Genomic DNA, 26,374 nt, shown 5'->3' on the forward strand with positions numbered 1-26,374 from the left:
CCGCGTTGATGATGATCGCTTCGGGTTCGATCCATGCGGTCGTGAATGCGATCGTGAAGGGCGGGCGCGACAAGGCGGCGGCGCGGGCGTTGACCGATGGGGCGAGCGCGTTGATCCTGTTGCCGGCGCTGCCGTTCGTGCCGCTGCCGCATGGCGCCTGGGGCTGGCTGGCGGCGAGTGCGCTGGCGCATGGCGTGTATCTGTTCGCGCTGGTGCGGGCGTATCAGCGCGCGGATTTGTCGACGGCGTATCCGGTGCTGCGCGGCACCGCTCCGGTGCTGACGGCGATCGTGACGATCGGGGTGCTCGGCGAGCCGGCGAGCGCGGCGGACGTCGCCGGCATCGTGCTGATCGCGAGCGCGATGTTCTTGCTGGTGATCGGGCGGCACCTCGATCGCGCGTCGCTCGGCTGGTCGCTGCTGACCGGAGCGACGATCGCAATCTATACGGTGATCGACGCGCATGGCGTGCGCAGCGCACCGAGCCCGGCGAGCTATATCGTCTGGCTGTTCGTGATGATGGGCACGGTAACGCCGGCGATGTTCGCGGTGGTGACGCGCGGCGGGATCTTTCGGGCGGCGCGCGACCAGTGGCGGCCGGGGGTGATCGCCGGAGCGCTGTCGATCGTGACGTATGGGCTGGCGCTGGCGGCGTTTTCGTTCGGGCCGACCGCGCCGCTCGCCGCGCTACGCGAGACGGGGATGGTGACCGCGCTCGGCATCGCCGCGTTCGGGCTGAAGGAGCGCGTCACCTGGCAGCGTAGCGCTGCGGTCGGGCTGATCCTGGCGGGTGCGGCGGCGATCCTCGCGGGCTGACCAGGCGGCGCGGATGCTCTCGCTGGTCGCGCGGCTGCCGTCGTGGCTCCAGCCGGGCGGGCGCCAGAGGTAGCCGAGCTTGGAGCCCCAGGGCGCGGTCCAGGCGTCGCGCGCGATGCCGATCCATTCGTGGAACGCCGCCCAGATCAGGTTGAAGCTGCCGAGCTGGTGGACGATGCCGTAGCGCGGGCGATCATCGTCACGCTCGGGCTCGTACGTGCCGAACATTCTGTCCCAGACGATGAACACGCCGGCATAGTTGCGGTCGAGGTAGCGTGGGTTGGTGGCGTGGTGGACGCGGTGGTGCGAGGGCGTGTTCATCACCGCCTCGAACCAGCGCGGCAGTCGGTGGATCGCCTCGGTGTGGATCCAGAACTGGTAGATCAGGTTCAGCCCGGCGACGAAGAAGACCAGCGCGGGCGGAAAGCCGATCAGGAACAAGGGCAGGCGGAAGAGGAAGCCGAGGCTGACGAAGCCGGTCCATGTCTGCCGCAGCGCGGTGGAGAGGTTATAGTGTTGCGAGCTGTGGTGGATGACGTGGCTTGCCCAGAACCAGCGGACGCGGTGCGCCGAGCGGTGGAAGACGTAATAGGCCAGATCGTCGATCACGAAGGCGATGACGAACCAGTACCAGGCATAGCCGATATCGAAGAGGCGGAACTGGTGGAGCCAGGTGGCGAGCGCGAACACTGCGCCGGCGGAGAGGACGCCAGCGATGGTGCTGCCGAGCCCGAGGCCCAACGAGGTGAGCGTGTCGCGCGGCTCGTAGCGCGTACGATCCTTGATGCGCGCGACGATCATCTCGGCGACCACCAGCAGCACGAAGCCGGGCACGGCGATCTGCACGGGGTCGGGTAGCGCCATGATGCGCGGGCAGCCTCTCCTGTTATGGAGCGATGCTTACACGCGTGTCAGTTGCGGCGCCAGCCGGCGGATGTCGAGATTGTCGATGCCGGCGACCAGCACAGTGCCGAAGCGGCGATCCCCGGTGGAGACGACCATGCCCTCGTGGCTCGCGCGCACATCGTGCCAGACGATCTCGCGCGCGGCCGAATGCGCGCCGTGCGCCTTGAGGACGACAACCCGCATGCCTTCGCCGAAGACGAGCGCGGCACGGCCGTCACTGGCGACGGCGGCGGATACGGCGACGAAGCCAGTGATCGCCTCCTCCGCGGCGCGCATGGCGGCATCGGGCGCGGTGAAGACGGGCTCGCTGCGGCCGAGCTTGAGCCAGGCGGCAATACCGCCCAGCGCGAGCACCGCAACGAGCGATGCCGCAAAGACTACCCAGTTCACTTTGGCCAATTCATTGGTTGCCGGCTACCGCATCCATCAAGGGGCGCAGGCCGGTGAGATCATAGCCGGCGCCACGTGCCTGCGCGACGAGCGTATCCTGGTCCGCGCCGAGCCCGGCTTGCGACAGTGCCCACAGGTTGCACGAGCGCGTACCCGAGCGGCAATAGGCGAGCACCGGGCCGTTCGCGCTGCCCAGTGCGTCGATCATCGCGGTGACTTGCGGCATGGCGAAGCCGGCATGGGTGATCGGGATCGCGGTATAGGCGAGGCCGTGATCCTCGGCGGCGGCGCGGATCGCGTCGCCGGTCGGCTGGCCGCCTTCCTCGCCGTCGGGGCGGTTGTTGACGATCGCGACGAAGCCCGCGGCCTTGATGGCGGCGATATCTTCGGGGTCGATCTGCGGGGCGACCGAGATGCGATCGTCGATGCGGCGGATGTCGAGCATGTCGTGGTTCTAGCGCAGGTTGGCGTGGGGGTGAACCGGTTCGTCGGTGCTCTTGGTGGGGGCTGCGAACAATCCCGCCGTCATCCCGGATCAAGTCCGGGATGACGAGGTGGGCGGGGCAGACGTCAGCCACTTTCGTCATGCCGGGCTTGTCCCGGCATCCACCCGTCAGCGAACCCTGCCGGCGGGGATGCGTGGCACGGTGGATGCCGGGACGAGCCCGGCATGACGGTAGGAGCGTCAATTCTCTCGGATCACCCGCAGGAACGCTTCGCCATAAGCGTCGAGCTTGCGTTGGCCGACGCCGGTCAGCCGGCCCATCGCGGCGAGCGTCGCAGGGCGGACGGTGGCCATTTCGCGCAGCACCGAATCGTGGAAGATCACGTACGGCGGCATGCCGGTTTCCTGCGCGATCTCGCGGCGGCGTGCGCGCAGCGCTTCGAACAAGGGATCGCCGACGGGGTTCTGCACCGTATCGCCGCGCCTGCGGCGTTCGCGCTTGGGCGGCACGACGAGCGCGAGCGTGTCCTCGCCCTTCAGCAGCGCGCGCGCGCCGGGGCCGAATTCGAGCCCGCCGTGCTCGTTCGCGCGCAACGCGTCGCGCAGCAGCAGCGCGCGACCGACGGGCTTGAGCAGCGCCTGTTCGTCGCCGTCGACGATCTTCCACACCGACAGCGCCTCGTGCCCGTTCATCAGGCTGCGCTCGGACGATTTGCCGGTGAGCACTTCCTCGACATAGGAGGCACCGAAGCTTTGGCCGGTGCGGAACACGGCGGAGAGATATTTGCGCGCCGTTTCGGTCGCGTCGAGCGCGGCGGGGGGCGAGAGGCAATTGTCGCAATTGCCGCAGGTTTCGGGCGGCTGTTCGCCGAAGTGCGCGAGGAGGATGCGGCGGCGGCAGCCGGGGGTTTCGACCAAAGCGCCGAGCGAATTGAGGCGCTGGCGTTCGCCGGGCTGGCGCGCGGGCTCGACCTCGCCGATCCGCTGGCGGGCGCGGGCGAAATCGTCGGCGCCCCAGAAGAGATGCGCGACCGCGGGATCGCCATCGCGCCCGGCGCGGCCGGTTTCCTGGTAATAGGCCTCGATCGATTTTGGCAGGCCGGCGTGGGCGACGAAGCGGACGTCGGGCTTGTCGATCCCCATGCCGAACGCGACGGTGGCGCAGATCACCATATCTTCGCTGGCGACGAAATCGGCCTGGTTCTTCCGCCGCACCGCCGGATCGAGCCCGGCGTGATAGGCGCGCACCGGGCGGCCGGTGGCGGCGAGCGCGGCGGCGAGCTTCTCGGTGCCGGCCCGCGACTGGACGTAGACGATGCCCGCGCCGGGCGTGTCGCGGATCAGATCGGTGATCTGCCGCGTCGTATTGTCGCGCGGCGCGATCGAATAACGGATGTTGGGCCGATCGAAGCCCGATACGATCATGCCCTCGGTCGGAATGCCGAGCTGTTCGAGGATGTCGGCGCGGGTATGCGCGTCAGCCGTGGCGGTCAGCGCGAGCCGGGGAATGCCGGGGTAGCGATCGAGCAAAGGGCGCAGCAGGCGGTAATCGGGGCGGAAATCGTGCCCCCATTCGCTGACGCAATGTGCCTCGTCGATCGCGAACAGCGCCACCCGGCCGCGATCGAGCAGGTCGCGGAAATCGGCGGTCGAGGCGCGTTCGGGCGCGATGTAGAGCAGGTCGAGCTCGCCATCGAGAAAACGCGTGCGGGTTTCGGCGCGGTTCTCGTCGACGCTCGTTAGCGTGGCGGCACGGATGCCGACGGCTTCGGCGGCGCGGAGCTGATCGTGCATCAGTGCGATCAGCGGCGAGACGACGACACACGTGCCATCGAGCATTGTCGCGGGGAGTTGATACGTCAGCGACTTGCCCGCGCCGGTCGGCATCACTGCGAGCGTCGACTGCCCGGCAAGCACGCGATCGACGACGTGGCGCTGGACGCCGCGGAAATCGGGGAAGCCGAAGATGCGCTGGAGAACTGGCTTGGGATCTGCGGACATTGCGGCCGCCTCTAGGAGTCTGCCGCCGTCCTGTCATCAACGCGCCGCCCGGCTTTCATCGCATCGGCGAAGCCCCTACCTAGCCGGTGATGAAGAAAGTACGCGACAACCGGGCCGAACAGGAATTCGAGCTGGAGGTGGACGGCCATCGCGCGCTGGCGGCCTATCAGCGCGAGGGCAACCGGATCGTGTTCACGCACACGACGGTGCCGCCGGCGATCGAGGGGCGCGGCGTGGCGTCGAAGCTGATCCGCGCGGCGCTCGACAGCGCGCGCGACCAGCGGCTGAAGGTGGTGCCGCAATGCGCGTTCGTTGCGGGGTTCATCCGCAAGCATCCGGAGTATCGGGATCTGGTGGCGTAGCTTTCTTGCAAGTTCCGTCATTCCCGCGAAGGCGGGAATCCATAACCACTGCACTGGAATATGGATTCCCGCCTTCGCGGGAAAGACGGGGGTGGTGTCGGTTGATGGCGACGTAATCGCGTCCAGCAACCGCCCGCGATCAGACGTTCACCAAGGCCTCGCGCTGCTCGCTCGCCTGCCGCGCCCATAGTTCGGCATAGGTGCCGCCGGTGCGCAGCAGTTCGGCGTGGGTGCCCTGTTCGACGATCCGGCCGGCCTCGAGCACGACGATGCGATCGGCGTGGACGATCGTCGAGAGGCGGTGTGCGATGACGAGCGTGGTGCGGCCGCGCTCGATCGCCTCGAGCGTCGCCATGATGTCCGCCTCCGTCCGGCTGTCGAGCGCGGAGGTGGCTTCGTCGAGGATCAGGACGGGCGGGTTCTTGAGCAGGGTGCGTGCGATCGCGACGCGCTGCTTCTCACCGCCCGACAGCTTCAGCCCGCGCTCGCCGACGCGGGTGTCGTAGCCGTGCGACTGGCCTTCGATGAAGCCGGCGATTGCGGCGCCGCGGGCGGCGGCGTGGACTTCGGCTTCGTCGGCGCCTTCGCGGCCGTAGGCGATGTTGTAGCCGATCGTGTCGTTGAACAGCACGGTATCCTGCGGGACGATGCCGATCGCGCCGCGCAGGCTCGCCTGCGTCACGCGCGCGATATCCTGCCCGTCGATCGTGATCCGCCCGCCGGTGAGATCGTAGAAGCGGTACAGCAGCCGCGCGAGCGTCGACTTGCCCGCGCCCGATGGGCCGACGACGGCGATCGTGCTGCCCGCCGGGATGTCGAGATCAATGCCCTTGAGGATGTCGCGATCGGGATCATAGCCGAAGTGGACGTTCTCGAAGCGGATATGCCCGGTGCTGACCGCGAGCGGCGGTGCGCCGGGGGCGTCGACCACTTCAGACGGCGTATCGACGAGGTCGAACATCGCGCCCATGTCGATCACCCCCTGGCGGATCGTGCGATAGACCATGCCGAGCAGATCGAGCGGGCGGAACAATTGTGCGAGCAGCGTCGAGACGAGCACGACGTCGCCCGCGGTGAAGCGGCCCTGCGCCCAGCCCCAGACGACGAACGCCATGCCGCCGCCGAGCATCAGATTGGTGATCGCGGCCTGGCCGACGTTGAGCCATGCGAGGCTGTTTTCCGAGCGGACCGCGGCCTTGGCATAGGCGGACATGGCCGCGCCATAGCGGCGCGCCTCGCGCTCCTCGGCGCCGAAATATTTGACCGTCTCGAAGTTCAGCAGCGAATCGACCGCATGCGACACCGCGCCGGTATCGAGATCGTTCATCCGCTCGCGCAAGGCGGCGCGCCAGTCGGTCACCATCCGCGTGAACCAGATGTAGACGACGACCATCACCAGCGTCGCGGCGACGAGCGGCCAGCCGAACTTTACCCAGAAGATGCCGATGACGAGCGTGAGCTCGAGCACCGTCGGGGCGATGTTGAACAGCAGGAAATAGAGCATCGTATCGATGCTCTTTGTGCCGCGCTCGACCACCTTGGTGACCGCGCCGGTGCGGCGTTCGAGGTGGAAGCGCAGCGACAGATCGTGGAGGTGGCGGAACACTTGGCTCGCGAGGCGGCGGGTGGCTTCCTGGCCGACGCTTTCGAACACGGTGTTGCGCAGATTGTCGAACAGGGTGCTGCCGAAGCGCGCCGCGGCATAGCCGACGACAAGCAGGATCACGAGCGAGGCGGGCGAGCGCGGCACGCCGGCCATGCCATCCACCGCGCCCTGCAGCGCGAAGGGCGCGCCATAGACCTGGACGAGCTTCGACATCACGACCAGCACCATCGCGATCGAGACGCGCAGCTTCATGCCCGGCGCGTCGCTCGGCCAGAGATAGGGGAGGAAGCGGCGCAGCGTTGGCCCGAGCGGGCGATCGGGACTGCGGATCGTCGTATCGATTGGCGGCATTGCGGCGCTATGTCGGCCTAGTCGCGCCGGGGTGCAATGGGTTTGCGGTCACCCCGGGCTCTCGCGAACCCGGGGTGATGGTGGCTATTGCCCTGCCGCGGGCGCCGTGGTCGCTTCCAGCCCTTTCACGAACTGCGCGCCGTGCCGGATTTCCGCGGTCGAGGCCTTCAGCGCGTCACCGATCGGTTCGGCGCGGCCGCCGAGGCACGAGGCGAGGAAGTTCTCGGTCACCGCGTTGAACGCGATGTTGTTCACCGGACGCGCGAAGCCATGGCCCTCGTCCGGAAACACCACATACGTCACCGGAATGTTCTTCGCCTTCATCGCGTCGACGATCTGATCGCTTTCGCGCACGTTGACGCGCGGATCGTTGGCGCCCTGGCCGATCAGCAGCGGGCGCTTGATCTTGTCGGCGGCGAACAAGGGCGAGCGTTCCTTGAGGATCGCCTGGCCCTCGGGCTTGGTCGGATCGCCCATGCGGCGGTACATTTGCTGCTTGCCCGCCTCCCAATAAGCCGGGATCGAGCCGAGCAGCGTGTTGAGGTTCGACGGGCCGACGATATCGACGCCGCACGCGAACGCGTCGGGCGTGAAGGCAAGGCCAGCAAGCGTGGCATAGCCGCCATACGAGCCGCCCATGATGGCGACCTTGTCCTTGGTGGTTACGCCTTCCTTCACCGCCCAATCGACCGCGTCGATCAGGTCGTCGTGCATCTTTTTGCCCCATTCCATGTTGCCGGCGGCGAGGAATTTCTTCCCGAATCCGGTCGAGGCGCGGAAGTTGACCGAGAGCACGGCATAGCCGCGGTTCGCCATCCACTGGTGGTAGCTGTTGTAGCCATAGACGTCGCGGCCCCATGGCCCGCCGTGGACGAACAGCACCATCGGCACCGGCGCATCGGCCTTGCCGTCGCCGTTCGCGTCGGCGCCCTTGGGGAGCGTGAGGTACGAAACGAGATCGAGCCCGTCGCGCGATTTGATCACGGCGGGGTGCATCGGCACGAGCGGCGCGCCGACGAGCGCGGGGCGCGAGACGTAAAGCTGCTTCAGCGCCTTGGCGGTGCGATCGTAGACCCAGGTCGAGGCCGGGGCGGACACCGCGTCGAACGCGACGAGCCACTTGTCGTCGGCCTGCGTGCGGCTGGTGACGGTGAACTCGCCCTTGTTCTGCGCTTTCAGGAAGTCGAGATCGGCCTTCACCGCATCACCGACCGGCACATATTCGGACTTGAGATAATCCTGCTGGTACGCCTCGATCGTGCCCGACTTGGGATTGAACAGGCCGCTGGCGAGATCGACGCGCGGGTCCTGCGCGACGAGCGTCATCTTGCCCGCCGCATCCTGCGCCATGATCGCGCTGGTGTCGCGATCGCGCGAGTCCATCCAGTAGAGCGTCTTGCCATCGCTGGTGAAGCCGAGCGGGCCGGTGTTCGACGCGTCGTCGAGCCCGTACGAGGCGACCGGCGTGGCTTCCGCCTTGTTGCCCACCACCTTGAACCAATCGTCGCCGCCATCGGCGCGCGGGCGTGAAGCGAGGCGGACGGTGAGCGCGTCGTCCGCCATGAACCCGCCATAGCCGTCGTTCTGCATCACCAGCGTCAGCTTGCCGGTTTTGAGATCGAGGCTGTGGACGTCGTGCCAGCGTGGATCGCGGTTGTTCACGCCGATCAGGATGCGGTCCTTGATCGTGCTGCTCTCGCCGATCGGCATCACGCGCACCTTGTCGAACGGCGTGTAATCGCGCGCCTCGCCGCCGGCGACGGCGACACCGTACATATGGAAGTTCTCGTCGCCGCCCTTGTCGTTGACGAACAGTACCTGGCTCGAATCGGGCGCCCAGAAGGCCTGGCGGATCGGGCGCGTCTTTTCCGCCGTCAGCGCGCGCGCAGCGGCGGGATCGGCGGCGGGCGCGACCCAGACGTTGAGCACGCCATCACGCGGCGCGATGAAGCTGATCCACTTGCCGTCGGGCGAGAGGCGCGCGCCGGTCTTCTCGGGATTGCCGAACAGCTTCGCCCGTTCGATCAGCGGCACATCGCCGGGGGCGGCAAGCGCGGGGGCCGCCGCCAGCGTAAGTCCGGTCGCGGCGAGCAGCACCTTGGTCGCATCGAGCATGATTCCAGATCCTCTTTATGATTTGGCCAAGTGTGTCACATGACTACGACACCAGCAAGCGCGTTTTGGGAACGGTTCGGCGTGTTCGTCGTTTTGTCACGTAAGTGGAGGCGACGAAATGCAACCTATCTTCTTCGTGCTGGCAATCATGGGTTGTGGCGATGACACGTCCGGCTGTGCCGAGGCGCGAATCGAGCCGGTTCGGTATGCCACCGTCCAACAATGCCGCGCTGACCTGCCCGCTGCCTTGGCGCGCAATACGGATCTGTCGTTTCCGGTAATCAGCGCTGGTTGCCGCTCGACCGGCCCGCAGATGGTATCGCAGGACGAGTCTTCGCCGAAGGGCTGACCTATTAGCGTCGCGCGCGTTTTACCCCAGCAACAGCCCTGCGAGCGCCGCCGACATCAGGTTAGCAAGACTGCCCGCAAGCAAGGCGCGGATGCCGAGCTTCGCGATCATTGGCCGCTGGTTGGGCGCAAGGCTCCCGGTCACCGCCATCTGAATCGCGATCGAGGAGAAGTTCGCAAAGCCGCAAAGCGCGAAGGTGACGATCGCGACGGTGCGCGGGGATAGCGCCGCCGCTTGCTTTCCGAGATCGATGTAGGCGACGAATTCGTTGAGCACGATCTTCTCGCCGAATAGCCCGCCCGCGCGCAGTGCTTCGTCCCACGGAATGTTGATGAGGAACATGATCGGCGCGAAGATATAGCCGAGGATCTGCTGGAAGCTGAGCAGCGGATAGCCGAACATGCCCCCGATCCCGCCGAGGATGCCGTTGGCGAGCGCCACCAAGGCGACGAACGCTAGCACCATCGCGCCGACCGCGACGGCGAGCCGCACGCCGGTCTGCGCGCCTTGCGCGGCGGCCATGATGAGGTTGGCGGGCTTCTCCTCGTCGTGCGTTGCTTGCGGCATTGGCTCGCCGGGGGTGAGTTCATCGGGCACTGCGGCGATGCTGGCGCCCGCCATGCGCGCTTCGGAGATGCGGATCTCGGCATCGGCGTCGGGAATGTCACCGAGTGGAAGTTCGCCTTCGGGGGGCACGGTCGAATCGGGCATGATGATCTTCGCCATCAGGATGCCGCCTGGCGCGGCCATGAAGCTCGCGGCGAGGAGATAATCGATGCGGATGCCCATCGAGGCATAGGCGGCCAGGATCGTGCCGGCGACGCCGGCCATTCCGCTCGTCATCACGGTGAACAGCTGCGGCGGGGTGAGGCCTGCAAGATACGGCCGGATCACGAGCGGCGATTCGGACTGGCCGACGAAGACGTTCGCGGCGGCGCACAGGCTTTCGACCTTCGAGACGCCGATCACTTTTTCGATCGCGCCGCCGAGCCAGCGGACGACGAATTGCATGATCCCGAGATAGTAGAGGATCGACACCAGGCTGGCGAAGAAGATGATCACCGGCAGCGCAGCGATCGCGAAGCTGTTGCCGCCGATCGCTGGACTGGCGAGCGGGCCGAACAGGAAATCGACGCCCGCCTTGGCATAGCCGAGCAGGTTCGAGACGCCGCCCGACATCGCCGACAGGATGCGCTTGCCCATATCGACGTAGAGCACGAGCACCGCGATGCCGACTTGTAGCGCAAAGGCGCTGAGCACGACACGCGGGCGGATCGCACGGCGATCGGTCGACAGGGCGAGGGCGAGCGCCAGGATCACGACGATCCCGGCGATGCCGATAAGGAAACGGCTCAACTGCTACTTTCCCGTTGCGGGCGGAGCGTGACCGCCGATCTAATCGGGCCGCATCATAGGGATGCGCGCGGCGGTTCGACAAGCGGCACAGCAATCCGCGCTTCCGCTTCGCCCGTGCGCGATGCTACCGGCGACGGGATGGACCAACGCGCCCCCGCGCCGATCGCGCGCTCGCTCTTCGCCTTTGCGATCTTCTACGGCGGCATGGTGTGCATCGCCGGGGTGCTCGGCAACAAGCAGGTCGCGCTCGGGCCGCTGGCTGTCGAGGCCGGAATCTTCGCGTTCCTGCTGCTGGTCGTCACGTCGAGTGCGATCGCCGAGCTACATGGGCGGCATGTCGCCAACCGGCTGGTGCAGATCGGATTCATCCCGCTGATCGTATCGCTGCTGCTGACGCTGGCGGTGTTGGCCGTGCCCGCGTCGCCGGCGATGGAGCCGGCGCGGCTCGACGCGTTCGAGATGATGATGACCGGCACGCCGCGGATCTGGATGGGCGGGATCGTCGCGTATGGCACCTCACAGACGTTGAACGTCACGATCTTCGCCGCGCTGAAGGGGCGCGAGGGCGGGCGACTGTTGTGGCTGCGCGCGGCGGTGGCGAGTGTGCTGTCGCAGATCGTCGATACGCTGCTGTTCGTCACCATCGCGTTCTGGGGCGTGTTCCCGATCGGCGAGTTGCTTCTTGGCCAGATGCTGGCGAAAGTGGTGCTGTCAATTGTGCTGGTGCCGCCACTGATCTACGCCTTCGTCGCGCTGGGGCGGAGACTTGATCGATGAGTGACGCGGAATCGGGCCTCAGCCGCCGGGACGTGCGCCTGGCCTATCTGCTGATGCTGGGTCGTGAACCGGAATCGGTGGATGTGGTCGATGCCCATCGCGCGCGCCATGCCGATCTCGCGTCATTATCAGGTGCGTTCATGGCCTCGGACGAGTTTCGGCAGAAGGCCGGCGTGGCGCGGACATGGACCCCGATCGATGTCGAGCGCGGCTATTGGGCCACACCAACGCATGTCGATCACCGCGTGCCGGCGCCGGTGCTCGATCGCCTCGCTGCACGGATCAAGGATCAGTGGACGGCGCTCGGCGAGCAGGATCCTTATTGGTCGGTGCTGACCGACGATCGCTTCCGCAGCGCGCAGATCGACGCAGCCGGCCTGGCGGCGTTTCACGCGTCGGGTGCCGCAGCGGCATCGCTGATCGACATCACCGTCGGCCGTAGCGACCGACCGAAGCCGTCTGGCACGTGCCTGGAACTTGGCTGCGGCGTGGGGCGGGTAACTCGGCATCTCGCGAAACGGTTCGATCGCGTGATTGCGGTGGATATCTCACCCGGCAATCTCGCGCTGTGTCGTCGCTACATGGAAGACGAAGGTGTGGCGAACGTCGAAACCGTACTCGTGCAAGGCGTTCACGACTTTGCTTCGCTGCCGACGTTCGATTTCTTCTATTCGGTGATCGTGCTGCAGCACAATTCGCCCCCGGTGCAGCGTTTCATCCTGGAAAGCTTGCTGTCCAAGCTTCGCCCGGCGGGGCAGTTCCTGTTCCAGGCCGTCGCCGACCGGCCGGGATATGCGTTCGATGTCGATCGCTATCTTGCCAGCGCTCCACCGGAAATGGAGGTTCATTCGCTGCCGATGCCAGCGATCATGGAAGTAATCCGCAGCAGCGGCCTGGTCGCAGACAGTGTGCGGCTAGATCCATGGGCCGGCTTCTACGGCAGCTATACATTCCACGGCGCGCGTGAGGCGTGACGCGCGGCATCGGCTGACGTAGACGCGCGCCATGACCGATCACGCCCCCACGCCCGCGCTGCTTGCCAAGGCGGAGACGCTCGTCGAGGCGCTGCCGTATTTGCAGCGTTATGCCGGCGCGACGTTCGTCGTGAAATATGGTGGGCACGCGATGGGCGATCCCGAGGCGCAGCGTGACTTTGCCGAGGATGTCGTGCTGCTGAAAGCGGTCGGGATCAATCCGGTCGTGGTGCATGGCGGCGGGCCACAGATCGGTTCGATGCTGAAGCGGCTGGGGGTCGAATCGCGGTTCGTCGATGGCTTGCGCGTCACCGATGCCGAGACGGCCGAGATCGCGGAAATGGTGCTAGCGGGATCGATCAACAAGCAGATCGTGTCGTGGATCGCCGCAGCCGGTGGGCGTGCGGTGGGGATCTCAGGTAAGGACGCGGGGCTGGTTCAGGCCGAGAAGGTCAATCGCAACGAGCCCGATCCGCTGCAGGGGATCGAGCGCAAGGTCGACCTGGGGTTCGTTGGCGAGCCAGTGGCGGTCGATCGGCGGATCATCGACACGCTAAGCCGCGACGGCATCATTCCGGTGATCGCACCGATCGGCACCGGGGCGGATGGCCACACCTATAACATCAACGCCGACACGATGGCGGGGGCGATAGCCGCCGCCATGGGGGCGAAGCGCTTTTTCCTGCTGACCGACGTGGCCGGCGTGCTCGACAAGACGGGCGAGCTGATGACTGACCTGACGCCGCACGACATCGCCGGGCTGCGTGCCGACGGTACGATTTCGGGCGGCATGATCCCCAAGCTCGAGACGTGCGTCGCCGCGGTGCAATCTGGGGTGGACGCCGCGGTGGTGCTCGATGGGAGGGTGCCGCACGGGATGCTGCTCGAGATCTTTACGCGGCGCGGGGCGGGGACGCTGATCCGCGCCGACTGATCGGGGCCGGAATCAGACTTGATCGCGACGTGCGCGATGCCCAACTGTACTATATACATGATACACGTCGACGGAGACCGACCTTGCTGATGCTTACGATCATCCAGATCCTGCAGGTGCTGCTGAACGTGGTATGGTGGGTCATCATCATCCAGTTCGTGCTGTCGCTGCTGGTGGCGTTCAACGTCGTGAACATGCAGTCGAACTTCGTCCGCTCGCTCTATGAAGGGCTCGATCGGCTGACCGAGCCGCTGTATCGCCCGCTGCGTCGCGTGTTGCCGCAGTTGCAGGGAATCGATCTGGCGCCGGCGGTGGTGCTGATCGGCATCGCGATCCTCCAGATCGTGCTGAACAACATCGCAGCGAGCGTACTGATCGGCACCGTCTGACGCTACGCTGGCGCGTACCCGCGGGCGCCGCTATGGGCGCCGGCATGACGGCACGGATCATCGACGGGAAGGCGTTCGCCGCCGGCTTGCGCGCGCGCGTGGGCGCTGCGGCGGCTGAGGTCACGGCGGAGTGCGGGCGCAAGCCAGGGTTCGCGGTGGTTCTGGTGGGTGAGGATCCGGCGTCGGCGGTCTATGTCCGCTCGAAGGGCAAGGCGACGCTTGCCGCCGGGATGGAGAGCTTCGAGCATCGCTTGCCGGCGGATATTGCGCAGGGGACGCTGGAGGCGCTGGTCGATCGGCTCAACGCCGACCCCGCGGTGGACGGTATACTGGTGCAGTTGCCGCTGCCCAAGCACCTCGATGAAAGCGCGATCATTACGCGGATCGATCCCGACAAGGATGTCGATGGCTTCCATCCGGTGAATGCCGGGCGGCTGGCGACGGGGTTGGCAGGGTTCGTGCCGTGCACGCCGTACGGTTGCCTGCTGCTGCTGCGTGACGTGCTGGGCGATCTGAGCGGGCTCGATGCGGTGGTGATCGGGCGGTCGAACATCGTCGGCAAGCCGATGGCGCAATTGCTGATCGCCGAGAGCTGCACCGTGACGGTGGCGCATTCGCGGACGCGCGACCTGCCTGAGGTAGTGCGGCGCGCGGACATCGTCGTCGCGGCGGTCGGACGGGCGGGCATGGTGAAGCCCGATTGGGTGAAGCCGGGCGCGACGCTGATCGATGTCGGGATCAATCGTACCGAGGCGGGGCTGGTGGGCGATGTCGATCCGGCGTGCGCCGAGGTGGCGGGCGCGATGACGCCGGTGCCGGGCGGCGTGGGGCCGATGACGATTGCGGTACTGCTGCGCAATACGCTCGTTTCCGCCGCACGGCGCGGGGGCGTGACGCTGGACGCGGCGATCTGAAATGCTGCTCGAACTCTTCATCTCCTCGTTCATCACCTTCTTCGTGGTGATCGACCCCCCGGGTTGTGCGCCGATCTATGCCGGGCTGACCGCGGGGGCGGGGCCGGTGCAGCGGCGGGTGATGGCGGTGCGCGCGGTTGGGGTCGCGGCGCTGATCCTGCTGGTGTTCGCGCTGTTCGGCGAGAATCTGCTCAAGGGGCTCGGGATCGAGCTGGCGTCGTTCCGCATTGCGGGCGGGATCATGCTGTTCCTGATCGCGCTGGAAATGGTGTTCGAGAAGCGCACGCAGCGGCGCGAGGATCGTGCCGCGAAGGTGACCGAGGAGGAAGCGGAGGACGTTTCGATCTTTCCGATGGCGATGCCGATGATCGCCGGGCCGGGATCGATCGCGAGCGTCATGCTGCTGATGGCGCGGAGCGATGGAGTCGAGCGATCGGCGGTGGTGATGGCGGCGCTGGGCGCGAACCTGCTGCTGACGCTGATCGCGTTGCTGGCGGCGGGGCCGATGATGCGGCTGCTAGGGCACAAGATCGAGGCGGTGATCACGCGGCTGCTCGGCGTGCTGCTGGCGGCGCTGGCGGTGCAGTTCGTGATCGATGGGGTGCAGATTCAGTTCGGGTGAGCGCCCGAGGTTGGTGCATCGAGACGCCGCCCAAGCAATGTCCCTCGATACGGGCTCTCGACTTCGCTCGATCCCTACTCGGGACGAACGGTGGGGTGATGGGCCGAGGTTAGCTTAGTGGCGCGCGCTGGCGGGTTGCCAACACTCCCAGCGACCCGCCATCAGGGCCCCAATAAGGAGACGACGCATGGCCGATCAGCAACTCTATCGCGTGCCCGAGGCCTGGGCGGCGGAGGCGAAGGTCGATCGTGCGGGGTATGAGGCGATGTGCGCTGCCGCGGCGGCCGACCCCGATGGCTTCTGGCTGGATCAGGCGAAGCGGCTCGACTGGGTAACGCCGCCGACGGTGGCGGGGGACTGGTCGTTCGACGAGGCGGATTTCGGGATCAAGTGGTTCGCGGACGGGGCGCTCAACGTCTCGGTGAATTGCCTCGACCGGCACTTGGCGCAGCGTGGCGACAGCGTCGCGATCATCTGGGAGCCGGACGAGCCGAACGAGGAACCGAAGCATTTCACCTATGCCCAGGTTCATGCCGAGGTCTGTCGTTTCGCCAATGTGCTGAAGGCGCAGGGTGTCGCCAAGGGCGACCGGGTGACGGTGTATCTGCCGATGATCCCCGATGCGGCGTTCGCGCTGCTGGCGTGCGCGCGGATCGGGGCGATCCATTCGGTGGTGTTCGGGGGGTTCTCGCCCGATGCGCTGGCGGGGCGGATCGAGGATTGCGATTCGAAGGTGGTGATCACCGCCGATTGCGGACGCCGCGGGGGGAAGCGCATTCCGTTGAAGGCGAATGTCGATGCGGCGGCCGAGCGCGCGCCGAGCCTGCAGACGGTGATCGTCATCAAGGCGACCGGCGACGACGTGCCGATGCATAATCGCGATATCTGGTATCACGAGGCGGCGGCGGGCGTGCCCGCGGAATGTGCGCCCGAGCCGATGAACGCAGAAGACCCGCTGTTCATCCTCTACACCTCAGGCTCGACGGGAAAGCCCAAGGGCGTGCTTCATTCCACCGCGGGCTATCTGCTGTGGGCAAGCTACACGCACGATCTGGTGTTCGATTATCGGCCGGGGAACGTTTTCTGGTGCGCGGCGGACATCGGTTGGGTCACGGGGCATACGTATATCGTCTATGGGCCGCTCGCGAACGGCGCGACGACGCTGATGTACGAGGGGCTGCCGACGTGGCCTGACGCGAGCCGTATCTGGCAGGTCGTCGACCGGCACCAGGTGCACACGATCTTCACCGCGCCGACTGCGTTGCGCGCGCTGATGAAGGAGGGCGATGCGCCGGTGAAGGCGACGAGCCGCGCGAGCCTGAAGCTGCTGGGCACGGTCGGCGAGCCGATCAATCCCGAGGCGTGGCGCTGGTATTACGACGTGGTGGGCGAGGGACGCTCGCCGATCGTCGATACGTGGTGGCAGACCGAGACGGGCGGGGCGCTGATCGCGCCGTTGCCGGGGGCGACCGACCTGAAGCCGGGATCGGCGACCAGGCCGCTGCCGGGGGTGTATCCGCAACTGGTCGACGAGACCGGGGCGGTGCTAGAGGGGGCGGTGAGCGGCAATCTCTGCATCACGGCAAGTTGGCCGGGGCAGATGCGCACCGTGTGGGGCGACCACGAACGCTTCTTCCAGACGTATTTCACCACCTATCGCGGCAAATACTTCACCGGCGACGGCTGCCGCCGCGACGAGGACGGCTATTACTGGATCACCGGGCGGGTGGACGACGTGATCAACGTCAGCGGACACCGCATGGGAACCGCCGAGGTGGAGAGCGCGCTGGTGTTGCATCCCAAGGTGGCCGAGGCTGCGGTGGTGGGCATGCCGCACGACGTGAAGGGGCAGGGGATCTACGCCTATGTCACGCTGAACGCGGGCGAGGCGGGGTCGGACGCGCTGGCGGCGGACTTGCGGCAGTGGGTGCGCAAGGAGATCGGGCCGATCGCGAGCCCCGATGCGATCCAGTTCGCACCGGGACTGCCGAAGACGCGATCGGGCAAGATCATGCGGCGTATCCTTCGCAAGATTGCCGAGGGCGATGTGAGCAGCCTCGGCGATACGTCGACGCTGGCCGACCCGGCGGTGGTAGAGGATCTGGTTGCGAACCGGGTGGGGTGACCAACGCCCGTTCGTGCTGAGGAGGCATTGAGCTTGCCGAAAGGCCGTCTCGAAGCACATGCCCGAGCGACGCGGCGGGCCCTTCGAGACGAGGCTTCGACAAGCTCAGCCTCTCCTCAGGGCGAACGGGATGGGTAAATGCTCCCCACCATATGTGCCCTATTCGTGCCGGCGGCCGAAGTCGGCCGCGGCGTCGTCTTGGCCCTGATCGACGATCGAGCGGCGGATCGTGCGGGTGCGCGAGAACAGGTCGAACAGCGTGTCGCCGTCGTCGCGGCGGATCGCGCGCTGGAGGTGCGTCAGATCCTCGCTGAAGCGCTGGAGCATCTCGAGCACCGCTTCCTTGTTGGCGAGGAAGACATCGCGCCACATCGTCGGGTCGGACGCGGCGATGCGGGTGAAATCGCGAAAGCCGCCGGCGGAGAATTTGATCACTTCGGACTGCGTGACTTCGGCGAGATCGTTGGCGGTTCCCACGATCGTATAGGCGATCAGGTGCGGCAGGTGGCTCGTCACCGCGAGCACGCGATCGTGATGCTCGGGTCCCATCGTCTCGACCTGGCTGCCGAGGCGGCGCCAGAACTCCGCGACACGCTCGGTAGCGATCGGATCGCCGTCGGCCAGCGGAGTGACGATGCACCAGCGGCCGTTGAACAGGCTCGCGAAGCCCGCTTCGGGGCCGCTCTTCTCGGTGCCCGCGACAGGGTGCGCGGGGACGATCGTGGCGTTCGGCAGCGCTTGCGTGAGCGCGCGCGCGACCTCCGCCTTGCAGCTGCCGACATCGCTGACGATCGCGTCGGCGGGCAGATCCGCCGCCATGTCCGCCGCTGCCGCGCCCATCGCGCCGACGGGGACGCACAGGATGACGAGGTCGGCGTCGGTCACCGCAGCCCCGATCGTGTCGGTCACATCGTCGACGATGCCGAGTGCGTCCGCGCGGGCGCGCACGTCCGGGTCGGCGTCATGGCCGGTGAGGCGCACCGTCGGCATGTGCTGGCGCACCGCGCGCGCGACCGAGGAACCGATCAGGCCGAGGCCGACGATGGTGACGCGGGAGAAGGGGAGCATGTCAGCCGCAGACCGAGATACCCCCGGCTCCGTTCGTGCCGAGCGAAGTCGAGGCATGGTCACCGGCGGTGACGCTTGTGGCATGTCCCTCGACTCCGCTCGGGACGAACGGGTGGGGGGAGTGAATTGGCAGGAGGTTCACGCGTCCGCGCCCACCAATGTCCGCAGCGCTGCGATCACGCCGATCGTCTCCTGCGCGGTGCCGATCGTGATGCGCAGGCCGTGCGGCAGACCCTGGCCGGGGAGCCAGCGGACGATGTAGCCGGCGTCCATCAGCCCTTGGTACGCGGCCTCGGCAGTCAGCTGGCCTTTGAACAGCACGAGCACGAAATTGGCCTGGCTGGGGATCGCGCGCAGGCCGGCGTTGCCGAGCTTGGCGATCTCTTCGGCGAACCAGGTGCGCCACTTGGCGTTGTGCGCGGCGGTTTCGGCGACGAACTCGGTATCGCCAAGCGCGGCGACAGCCGCCGCGGTGCCGGCGATGGTGATCGAGAAGGGCAGGCGGATGCGGTGCATCGCCTCGATGATCGGCGCGGCGCCATAGCCCCAGCCGATCCGCTCGGCGGCCAGACCGTACATTTTCGAAAAGGTGCGCGTGACGAGCACGTTCGACGACCGCTCGGCGAGCGCCATGCCGCCATCGTCGTTGGTCCCGTCGATATACTCCGCATACGCATGGTCGAGCACGAGCAGGATGTCGTCGCGCAAGCCTGCGTGCAGCCGCTCGATCTCGCTGCGCGGCGCATACGTGCCGGTCGGGTTGTTCGGGTTCGCGACGAAGACGACGCGCGTGCGATCAGTGACCGCAGCGAGGATCGCGTCGACGTGGGTGGCGTAATCGTGGTCGGGGGCGATCACTGGCGTCGCGCCGGTGCGGCGCGCGGCGATGTTATAGACCGCAAAGCCGTAGTTGACGTAGATCACCTCGTCGCCCGGCCCGGCAAAGGCGCCGGCGGCGAGATGCAGCACCTCGTCCGATCCGTTGCCGTAGATGATCCGCGCTGGGTCTAGGCCATGCTTCGCGGCGAGCGCGTCGCGAAGCTCGGTGGCGCCGGCGTCGGGATAGCGTTCGAGGTTCGTGGCGGCGGTGGCGAAGGCGGCGCGCGCGTGCGGGCTGGTGCCGAGCGGGTTCTCGTTCGAGGAAAGTTTGGCGACCTTGCGCCCGTCATCGGTCGTCGAGCGGCCGGGGACGTAGGGCGCGATCTCCATGATCCATGGCTTGGGGGTGGGGCCTGTCATGGGCGGGCGCATAGCGGGCGGCGGCGGGGGATGGCAATGTATCGCGCGGGGCCCAGCCGCTTCCCCCTCCGCCCGCACAATGCTAGCGGCACGCGCATGTCCGCCGACGACCAGCGTTTCGGTCTCCAGCGCCACGTCAGCCTGCCCGGCCCGCTGCCGCTCGACGGCGGGGGCAGCCTGTCGCCGGTCGAGATCGCGTACGAGACCTATGGCCGCCTTGCGCCCGATGGGGGCAATGCGGTGCTCGTCTGCCACGCGCTGACGATGGATCAGCATGTCGCGGGGGCCAATCCGCGCACCGGCAAGCCGGGCTGGTGGACGCAGATGGTGGGGCCGGGGCGGCCGGTGGATACCGATCGGTTCTTCGTGGTGTGCGCCAACGTGCTGGGCAGTTGCATGGGATCGTCAGGGCCGGCGACGATTGATCCGGCGAGCACGCGGCCGTGGGGTATGGCGTTCCCGGTGATCACGATCCGCGACATGGTGCGCGCGCAGGCGCTGCTGCTCGATCATCTCGGCGTCGGCCGGCTGAAAGCGGTGATCGGCGGATCGATGGGCGGGATGCAGGCGCTGAGCTGGCCGGCGACGTTCCCCGACCGGGTGGAGGCAGTCGTGGCGATCGCTACCGCGCCGCGGCATTCGGCGCAGAACATCGCTTTCCACGAGGTGGGGCGGCAAGCGATCATGGCCGATCCGAACTGGCGCGGGGGCGAATATTATGGGCATGACGTGCCCGCCGCCGGGCTCGCGGTGGCGCGGATGGCGGCGCATATCACTTATCTGTCGGAGGCCGGGCTGACCGAGAAATTCGGGCGGCGGCTGCAAGCGCGGGAAGCCAAGAGTTTTGGGTTCGACGCCGATTTCCAGGTCGAGAGTTACCTCAGGCATCAGGGGATCGCGTTCGTCGATCGTTTCGATGCGAACAGCTATCTCTATATCACTCGCGCGATGGACTATTTCGACTTGGCGGAGGAGCATGGCGGGCTGCTCGCCAATGCCTTCCGACAGACGCGCGCACGGTTTGCGCTGGTGAGCTTTGATACCGACTGGCTGTATCCGACCGCGGAATCGCGCAGCATCGTCCAGGCGCTCAACGCGGCGGGCGCGCCGGTGAGCTTCGTCGAGCTGACGAGCCCATATGGCCATGACGCGTTCCTGCTCGATTCGCCGGCGATGAACCGGGTGGTCGCGGGCTTTCTGGGGACGGGCGCATGATCGAGCTGAGCGACGACCGCAACCGGATCGACGTAGCCACGGTGCAGGGCTGGCTCGCGTTGAGCTATTGGTCGCCGGGGATCGAACGCGAACTGGTGGAGCGGGCGATCGCCGGATCGCATTGTCTTGGTGCGTACGACGGCGAGGTGCAGGTGGGGTTCGCGCGGATGATCACCGATCATGCGACCTTTGCCTGGCTCGCCGACGTCTGGATCGAGGAGCGCATGCGGGGGCAGGGGATCGCGCGGCGCATGGTGCAGTGGTTCCTCGATCACCCGGGATTTGCCGGCATCCGGCGGATCGCACTGACCACGGCGGACGCGCATGGCGTGTATGCGGCGCTCGGTTTCACACCGCTGGTTCGGCCGGGCCGCTACATGGAGCGAATTGCGCCCGACCTTCGCGCGATACTGGAAGCGGCTCCATGACGCTGCGCGCCGATCTGGCGATCATCGCGGATCATGTCGCGCCGGGCAGCCGGCTGCTCGACATCGGCTGCGGCGACGGGGCGCTGATGGCGGCGCTGCGCGATGGCAAGCAGGCCGATGCGCGCGGGCTGGAGCTCGATCCGGGGAACGTCGCCGCGGCGGTGGGGCGGGGGCTCAGCGTGATCCAGGGGGACGCCGATGTCGATCTGGCGAGCTACCCCGATGCGAGTTTCGACTATGCGATCCTGAGCCAGACGTTGCAGACGTGTCGCGCGCCCGATGCGGTGCTGGGGCATTTGCTGCGGATCGGTCGGCGGGCGTTCGTGAGCTTTCCCAACTTCGCGCACTGGCGGGTGCGCGTGTCGCTGTTGTGGGGCGGGCGGATGCCGGTGACTCGGCTGCTGCCCGAACGCTGGTTCGACACGCCCAACATCCACCACCTGACGATCGACGACTTTCGCGCGCATCTGAAGCAACGCAACGTCGAGGTCGAAGGCGCTTGGTTCCTGTCGGGTGACAAGAAGACCACATCGGCGGCGGCGAACTTTCTGGCTGAGCACGCCATCTTCCTGTTGCGCGGAACCAATCCAGATTAAAGCCGTTGCTTCGCCCAGGACCATGACCAAGACCGCACTCATCATTGAAGACGAGATTTTTGTTGCTCTCGATCTGGAGCGCATCCTCGTTGACGCTGGCTATAATGTCGTGGCGATCGCGGCCGATAGCGATCAGGCGCTCGCCGCCGCGCCGGGTTGTTCCTTCGCATTCGTCGATATCAACCTGCGCGATGGGGCGACCGGACCGAAAATCGCTGAGAAAATCGCGCGCGACTACGGGGTGAAGGTTGTATTCGTCACCGCCAATCCGGCGCAGATTTCGGGGTGCCCAGACGCGCTTGGCTACATCCGCAAGCCGTTTAGCGATCAGGCAATCCTCGCTGCGGCGGCCTTGGCCAGCGGCGAGCCAGCGGTCGCGAACGACGACGTCATTCGGTTCGCAGCACACGGCTGAATGACGCCGCCGGCGCTTCGATCGTCAGCTGCAATCCTTCGCGACGCCATTCTCGCTCTACGCGGCCGCCGAGCTGTCGGACGGCGCTGAGCTCGATCAATTGATTGCCGAAGCCTGACGGTTCCGCGTTGCCGCTGAGCAGCGGACCGCCGTCCTCGCGCCAGATTATGCGCGAAACGTCACGATGTGCCGTTATGTCGATCGTCACATGACCATTCGGCGTGGAAAGCGCGCCGTATTTGCTCGCGTTGGTGGCAAGCTCGTGAAACAGGAGTGCGAGAGGCGTCGCGGCGCGATCATCGATCGCGATGTCGATGCCGGTTACCGTCACGCGCTCGGCCGCGTTCGACTGATACGGAGCGAGCAGCTCCTCGAGCAAGCCGCGCAGACTGTCCTGCTGCGCCGATGGTCGCGAATTGTTGCTGTGAGGGCGGACGAAATCATGCGCGCGGCCGAGCGCGGCGATACGCTCGCGCAAGTCAGCGGCGAGCGGCGCAATGTCAGGGTGCGCGCGCGCAGCGAGGTGGATCAGCCCGCTCATCACCGCGAAGATGTTCTTGATCCGGTGCGACAATTCCTGGCTGATGACCTCGCGTTCTTCGAGCGCGAGCTTCTGTTCGTGGATGTCGGTGCAGGTGCCGAACCAGCGCGTGATGTGGCCTTCCGCATCGCGGATCGGCTGCGCGCGGCCAAGCACCCAGCGGTAGGTGCCGTCGAAATGGCGCAAGCGATATTCGATCTGGTAAAGCTCGCCCGTTTCCAGGCTGTGCCGCCAGAGCTGCCACGCGCGATCCTGATCCTCGGGATGAAACATGTCGTTCCAGCCCTCGCCGTCGGTGGTGCCAGCGGGGACGCCCGTGAATTCGTACCAGCGCGCGTTGTAGTAATCGTGGAAGCCGTCGGGCAGCGCGGACCACACCATTTGCGGCATCGTATCGGCGAGCGTCTGGAAACGCATTTCGCTGTCGACGAGCGCCGCGCGCGTTTCCGCGACGGTCGCGCGCTGTTCGCGCCGCTCGCGCGCCGCGCGCCGGGCGTCGAGCCGGGCCATGGCAGCGGTGGCGAGGATCTCGAGCCCGCGCGTCTGGAACGGCGTGAGGCCATCGCGCGGCGTATCGTCAATGATGCAAATCGCGCCGAGCGGAACGCCATCGCGCGAAACGAGCGGCGCGCCGGCGTAGAAGCGGATGTTCGGCGGCCCGGTGACGAGTGGATTATCGGCGAAGCGCGGATCGCGCGACGCATCGGGCACTTCCATCACCTGATGGCCGTGCATCGCGTGGGCGCAAAAGGATTGCGACCGCGGCGTGCTTTCCAGATCCGTGCCGACGCGTGCGAGGAAGCTCTGGAACTCCTCCTCGACGACGCTGACGAGCGCGACAGGTGCCGCGCATAGTTCGGACGCGAAGTTCACGAGATCGTCGAGCGCGCCTTCACTGCGGGCGCCGGCGAGGTCGTAAAGCGCCATCACACGCGCGCGATCGATCTCGTCAAGAATGGGAAGGGCGGGGTGCGTAACGGCTCCTGAAACTAGATGGCCTTGCCGGCGAGTGCCGGGGTGACGGGCGTGGATCAGAACGGCACGTCGTCGTCGAGATCGTCGCCGAAGCCGCCACGCGCCTGGCCGAAGCCGCCGCCGCTTTTGCTGCCACCGCCGCTGGTGCCGCCGCGACCGCCCGAAGAGGCGCCGCCGCCGCCGCCGAAGTCGTCGCTGCCGCCGAAGTCGTCACGCGCGCCGCCACCGCCACCGCCGCTATTGCCGCCGGGGCCATCAAGCATCGTCAGCACGCTATTGAAGCCCTGCAGCACCACTTCGGTCGAATAGCGGTCGTTGCCCTGCTGATCCTGCCACTTACGCGTGGTCAGCGCGCCCTCGATGTAAACCTTGCTGCCCTTGCGCAGATACTTTTCGGCCACGTTCGCAAGGCCTTCGGTGAACACCTTCACGGTGTGCCACTCGGTCTTCTCCTTACGCTCGCCCGAGTTGCGATCCTTCCAGCTTTCGGAGGTCGCCAGTCGCAGCTCGACGACCTTGCCGCCGTTCTGGAACGAGCGCGATTCGGGATCGCGGCCGAGATTGCCGACGAGAATTACCTTGTTAACGCTGCCTGCCATTGGGGCCCCTCAGAGGCCCGCGGCGATCGCGAGCCAGTATGTGATTCCGGCCATGATGTAGGCGGCGGCGAACAGATAGCCAACCATGAACAGCGGCCACTTCCACCCGTTGGTCTCGCGCCGGGTGACGGCGATGGTCGAGATGCACTGCGGCGCGAAGACGAACCACATCAGAAACGCGAGCGCGGTGGGCAGCGACCAGCGGTCGCGCAGATTCTCGATGATCGTGCGTTCGCCTGCGGCATCCTCGGGGTTATCGACGGCGTAAACGGTGCCAATCGCCGCCACCGCAACCTCGCGCGCCGCCATTGCCGGGATCAGCGCGAGCGCGATATCGCGGTTGAAGCCGATCGGGGCGACGAGCACTTCGATCCCCCCTGCGATCTTGCCTGCGATCGAATAATCGACCTGGCTTTGCCCCTCGGGAGCACGCGGGAAGCTGAGCAGCGCCCATAGCACGATCGTGGTGAGCGCGATGATCGTGCCGGCGCGTTTGAGGAAGATCGCCGCGCGGCTCCACAGGCCGATCGCCACGTCAGTGAGGCGCGGCATCTGGTATTTCGGCATCTCCATCATGAAGCCCGACGATTCGCCCTTCGTAACCGTCCGGCGAAGCACCAGCGCGGCGACGAACGCGCCGACGATGCCCATCAGGTACAGGACGAGCAGCACCAGCCCTTGCAGGCCGACACCGGGCAGTACGCTGGTGTTGGGGATGAACGCGCCGATGATGATCGTATAGACCGGCAGGCGCGCCGAGCAGGTCATCAGCGGCGCGATCAGGATGGTGGTGAGCCGATCCTTCTCGTCGCTGATCGTGCGCGTCGCCATGATGCCGGGGACGGCGCAGGCGAAGCTCGACAGCAATGGGATGAACGCGCGGCCTGACAGCCCGACGCCTGCCATCAGCCGATCCATCAGGAAGGCGGCGCGGACCATGTAGCCCGATGCCTCGAGCACCAGGATGAAGGTGAAGAGGATCAGGATCTGCGGCAGGAAGACGACGACGGCACCGACGCCAGCGATGATCCCGTCGGTCAGCATCGAGCGCAGCAGCCCATCGGGCAAGGCGCCGCGGATTCCGTCATCGAGCGCGGCAAAGCCGGCTTCGATCCAGCCGATCGGGGCTTCGGACCAGGTGAACACCGCCTGGAACATCACGAACATCAGCGCGACCAGCAGCACCGGCCCGATCACCGGGTGCAATGCGACGGTGTCGAGCGCATGGTTCCAGCGGCGCATCGGCGTTTCGGAGACGGTCGCGGCGGCGGAAAGCGCCCGCGCGCGGCGTTGGAGCGCCGCGATCGGCTGATCGGCGGCGTCCGTATCGCGCGGTGAGCGCTCCGCACTGCCGTCGACCGCGGCGGTCAGCGCGGCGCGCAGCGGATCAAGGCCGCGCTTGCGGACTGCGACGGTCGGGATGACGGGCACGCCGAGTTCGCGCGCGAGCGTTTCGGGCGACAGCTGCAACCCGTCGCGCTCGGCGAGGTCGATCATGTTGAGCGCGACGACCACCGGAAGATCGAGCGCGATCAACTGCAACGCGAAGCGCAGGTGGAGATCGAGGTTCGCGGCATCGACGACGACGACGAGCGCATCGGGACGGCGCTCGCCGGCCTGTCGCCCGAACAACACGTCACGCGTCACCTGCTCGTCGGGCGAGGAGGGATCGAGGCTGTAGGTGCCGGGCAGGTCGACCAGCTCGACCGGACGGCCATCGTCGAGCGCGAGCCGGCCGGAATGCCGCTCGACGGTGACGCCGGGGTAATTGCCGACCTTCTGCCGCGCGCCGGTCAGCGCGTTGAACAGCGCCGATTTGCCGGCATTGGGATTGCCGACCAGCGCGACCAGCGGAAGCAGGCTCATC

Annotated in this window: 25 protein-coding genes and 1 pseudogene; 14 read left to right on the forward strand and 12 right to left on the reverse strand. The window is 66.8% G+C overall.

Annotation, left to right across the window (positions count from 1 at the left end; genetic code table 11):
* Positions 1 to 11: 11 nt before the first annotated feature.
* Positions 12 to 746 (forward strand): annotated as a pseudogene (locus LLW23_RS17730) (SMR family transporter); the annotation flags it as partial.
* On the opposite strand, the gene LLW23_RS09815 reads toward LLW23_RS17730, so the two are convergent.
* From LLW23_RS09815 to recQ, 4 genes are all read right to left on the reverse strand, one after another.
* A complete protein-coding gene (locus tag LLW23_RS09815) occupies positions 687 to 1,679 on the reverse strand; it encodes a sterol desaturase family protein (protein ID WP_228945067.1) in 993 nt (330 codons plus the stop codon). The pseudogene LLW23_RS17730 and the gene LLW23_RS09815 sit on opposite strands and share 60 nt — an antisense overlap.
* Positions 1,680 to 1,715: 36 nt before the next feature.
* Positions 1,716 to 2,111: a hypothetical protein gene (locus LLW23_RS09820; RefSeq protein ID WP_228945068.1), complete on the reverse strand. Its 396-nt coding sequence runs from the start codon at positions 2,109 to 2,111 to the stop codon at positions 1,716 to 1,718.
* Between the two features lie 10 nt (positions 2,112 to 2,121).
* Positions 2,122 to 2,556: a TIGR01244 family sulfur transferase gene (locus LLW23_RS09825; protein WP_228945069.1), complete on the reverse strand. Its 435-nt coding sequence runs from the start codon at positions 2,554 to 2,556 to the stop codon at positions 2,122 to 2,124.
* 240 nt (positions 2,557 to 2,796) lie between these two features.
* On the reverse strand, positions 2,797 to 4,557 hold the full coding sequence (gene recQ / locus LLW23_RS09830; protein ID WP_228945070.1) for a DNA helicase RecQ: 1,761 nt from the start codon (positions 4,555 to 4,557) through the stop codon (positions 2,797 to 2,799).
* Positions 4,558 to 4,646: 89 nt separating this feature from the next.
* Here recQ and LLW23_RS09835 point away from each other — a divergent pair, with 89 nt between their 5' ends.
* Positions 4,647 to 4,919, forward strand: a complete 273-nt coding sequence (locus LLW23_RS09835) for a GNAT family N-acetyltransferase (protein WP_228945072.1) — start codon at positions 4,647 to 4,649, stop codon at positions 4,917 to 4,919.
* A 139-nt stretch (positions 4,920 to 5,058) separates the two neighbouring features.
* On the opposite strand, the gene LLW23_RS09840 is transcribed toward LLW23_RS09835, so the two are convergent.
* Positions 5,059 to 6,876 carry an ABCB family ABC transporter ATP-binding protein/permease gene (locus LLW23_RS09840; protein WP_228945074.1) on the reverse strand — a complete coding sequence of 606 codons (1,818 nt, stop codon included), beginning with the start codon at positions 6,874 to 6,876 and terminating at the stop codon, positions 5,059 to 5,061.
* A gap of 84 nt (positions 6,877 to 6,960) precedes the next feature.
* Positions 6,961 to 8,991: a S9 family peptidase gene (locus tag LLW23_RS09845; protein ID WP_228945077.1), complete on the reverse strand. Its 2,031-nt coding sequence runs from the start codon at positions 8,989 to 8,991 to the stop codon at positions 6,961 to 6,963.
* Positions 8,992 to 9,109: 118 nt separating this feature from the next.
* Here LLW23_RS09845 and LLW23_RS09850 point away from each other — a divergent pair, with 118 nt between their 5' ends.
* Entirely contained in the window at positions 9,110 to 9,340 is a 231-nt protein-coding gene (locus LLW23_RS09850) for a hypothetical protein (RefSeq protein ID WP_228945079.1), read from the forward strand.
* 21 nt (positions 9,341 to 9,361) lie between these two features.
* Here the strand turns inward: LLW23_RS09850 and LLW23_RS09855 are convergent, their stop codons facing one another.
* Positions 9,362 to 10,696, reverse strand: coding sequence for a NupC/NupG family nucleoside CNT transporter (locus LLW23_RS09855; RefSeq protein WP_228945081.1), 1,335 nt, complete (start codon positions 10,694 to 10,696; stop codon positions 9,362 to 9,364).
* Between the two features lie 138 nt (positions 10,697 to 10,834).
* Between LLW23_RS09855 and LLW23_RS09860 the strand changes: the two genes are divergently transcribed.
* The 7 genes from LLW23_RS09860 to acs all read left to right on the forward strand — a co-directional run bounded on the left by LLW23_RS09860 (position 10,835) and on the right by acs (position 17,431).
* Positions 10,835 to 11,473: a queuosine precursor transporter gene (locus tag LLW23_RS09860; protein WP_228948527.1), complete on the forward strand. Its 639-nt coding sequence runs from the start codon at positions 10,835 to 10,837 to the stop codon at positions 11,471 to 11,473.
* Positions 11,470 to 12,447 (forward strand): class I SAM-dependent methyltransferase, encoded by a 978-nt coding sequence (locus tag LLW23_RS09865; RefSeq protein WP_228945084.1) that lies wholly within the window; start codon positions 11,470 to 11,472, stop codon positions 12,445 to 12,447. Before LLW23_RS09860 ends, LLW23_RS09865 begins: the two co-directional genes overlap by 4 nt.
* 31 nt (positions 12,448 to 12,478) lie before the next feature.
* Entirely contained in the window at positions 12,479 to 13,381 is a 903-nt protein-coding gene (gene argB / locus LLW23_RS09870) for an acetylglutamate kinase (RefSeq protein ID WP_228945086.1), read from the forward strand.
* An 89-nt stretch (positions 13,382 to 13,470) separates the two neighbouring features.
* Positions 13,471 to 13,770, forward strand: a complete 300-nt coding sequence (locus LLW23_RS09875; RefSeq protein WP_228948528.1) for a YggT family protein — start codon at positions 13,471 to 13,473, stop codon at positions 13,768 to 13,770.
* Between the two features lie 44 nt (positions 13,771 to 13,814).
* A complete protein-coding gene (gene folD, locus LLW23_RS09880) occupies positions 13,815 to 14,684 on the forward strand; it encodes a bifunctional methylenetetrahydrofolate dehydrogenase/methenyltetrahydrofolate cyclohydrolase FolD (protein WP_228945088.1) in 870 nt (289 codons plus the stop codon).
* Between the two features lie 4 nt (positions 14,685 to 14,688).
* Positions 14,689 to 15,306 carry a MarC family protein gene (locus LLW23_RS09885; protein ID WP_228948529.1) on the forward strand — a complete coding sequence of 206 codons (618 nt, stop codon included), beginning with the start codon at positions 14,689 to 14,691 and terminating at the stop codon, positions 15,304 to 15,306.
* 187 nt (positions 15,307 to 15,493) lie between these two features.
* Positions 15,494 to 17,431, forward strand: a complete 1,938-nt coding sequence (gene acs / locus LLW23_RS09890) for an acetate--CoA ligase (RefSeq protein ID WP_228945090.1) — start codon at positions 15,494 to 15,496, stop codon at positions 17,429 to 17,431.
* 159 nt (positions 17,432 to 17,590) lie between these two features.
* On the opposite strand, the gene LLW23_RS09895 is transcribed toward acs, so the two are convergent.
* Entirely contained in the window at positions 17,591 to 18,499 is a 909-nt protein-coding gene (locus LLW23_RS09895) for a prephenate/arogenate dehydrogenase family protein (RefSeq protein WP_228945091.1), read from the reverse strand.
* A gap of 138 nt (positions 18,500 to 18,637) precedes the next feature.
* Positions 18,638 to 19,738 (reverse strand): histidinol-phosphate transaminase, encoded by a 1,101-nt coding sequence (gene hisC / locus LLW23_RS09900; protein ID WP_228945093.1) that lies wholly within the window; start codon positions 19,736 to 19,738, stop codon positions 18,638 to 18,640.
* 96 nt (positions 19,739 to 19,834) lie between these two features.
* On the opposite strand from hisC, the gene metX reads away from it, so the two are divergent.
* The 4 genes from metX to LLW23_RS09920 are packed head-to-tail and all read left to right on the forward strand — an operon-like array spanning position 19,835 to position 22,392.
* Positions 19,835 to 20,953 (forward strand): homoserine O-acetyltransferase MetX, encoded by a 1,119-nt coding sequence (gene metX, locus LLW23_RS09905; protein WP_228945095.1) that lies wholly within the window; start codon positions 19,835 to 19,837, stop codon positions 20,951 to 20,953.
* A complete protein-coding gene (locus LLW23_RS09910; RefSeq protein ID WP_228945097.1) occupies positions 20,950 to 21,381 on the forward strand; it encodes a GNAT family N-acetyltransferase in 432 nt (143 codons plus the stop codon). The genes metX and LLW23_RS09910 overlap by 4 nt, the downstream gene beginning before the upstream one ends.
* The gene (gene metW / locus LLW23_RS09915) at positions 21,378 to 21,977 is read left to right on the forward strand and encodes a methionine biosynthesis protein MetW (RefSeq protein ID WP_228945099.1); all 600 of its coding nucleotides are present in this window, start codon (positions 21,378 to 21,380) and stop codon (positions 21,975 to 21,977) included. The genes LLW23_RS09910 and metW overlap by 4 nt, the downstream gene beginning before the upstream one ends.
* A 22-nt stretch (positions 21,978 to 21,999) precedes the next feature.
* A complete protein-coding gene (locus LLW23_RS09920; protein ID WP_228945101.1) occupies positions 22,000 to 22,392 on the forward strand; it encodes a response regulator in 393 nt (130 codons plus the stop codon).
* On the opposite strand, the gene LLW23_RS09925 is transcribed toward LLW23_RS09920, so the two are convergent.
* The 3 genes from LLW23_RS09925 to feoB all read right to left on the reverse strand — a co-directional run bounded on the left by LLW23_RS09925 (position 22,367) and on the right by feoB (position 26,373).
* Positions 22,367 to 23,860: a sensor histidine kinase gene (locus LLW23_RS09925; protein ID WP_228945103.1), complete on the reverse strand. Its 1,494-nt coding sequence runs from the start codon at positions 23,858 to 23,860 to the stop codon at positions 22,367 to 22,369. The two genes, LLW23_RS09920 and LLW23_RS09925, sit on opposite strands and share 26 nt — an antisense overlap.
* A gap of 104 nt (positions 23,861 to 23,964) precedes the next feature.
* On the reverse strand, positions 23,965 to 24,507 hold the full coding sequence (gene ssb, locus LLW23_RS09930) for a single-stranded DNA-binding protein (RefSeq protein ID WP_228945104.1): 543 nt from the start codon (positions 24,505 to 24,507) through the stop codon (positions 23,965 to 23,967).
* Positions 24,508 to 24,516: 9 nt separating this feature from the next.
* The gene (gene feoB, locus LLW23_RS09935; RefSeq protein ID WP_228945106.1) at positions 24,517 to 26,373 is read right to left on the reverse strand and encodes a ferrous iron transporter B; all 1,857 of its coding nucleotides are present in this window, start codon (positions 26,371 to 26,373) and stop codon (positions 24,517 to 24,519) included.
* Position 26,374: the final 1 nt, after the last annotated feature.

The sequence above is a fragment of the Sphingomonas radiodurans genome (assembly GCF_020866845.1).
Lineage (GTDB): Bacteria > Pseudomonadota > Alphaproteobacteria > Sphingomonadales > Sphingomonadaceae > Sphingomonas > Sphingomonas radiodurans.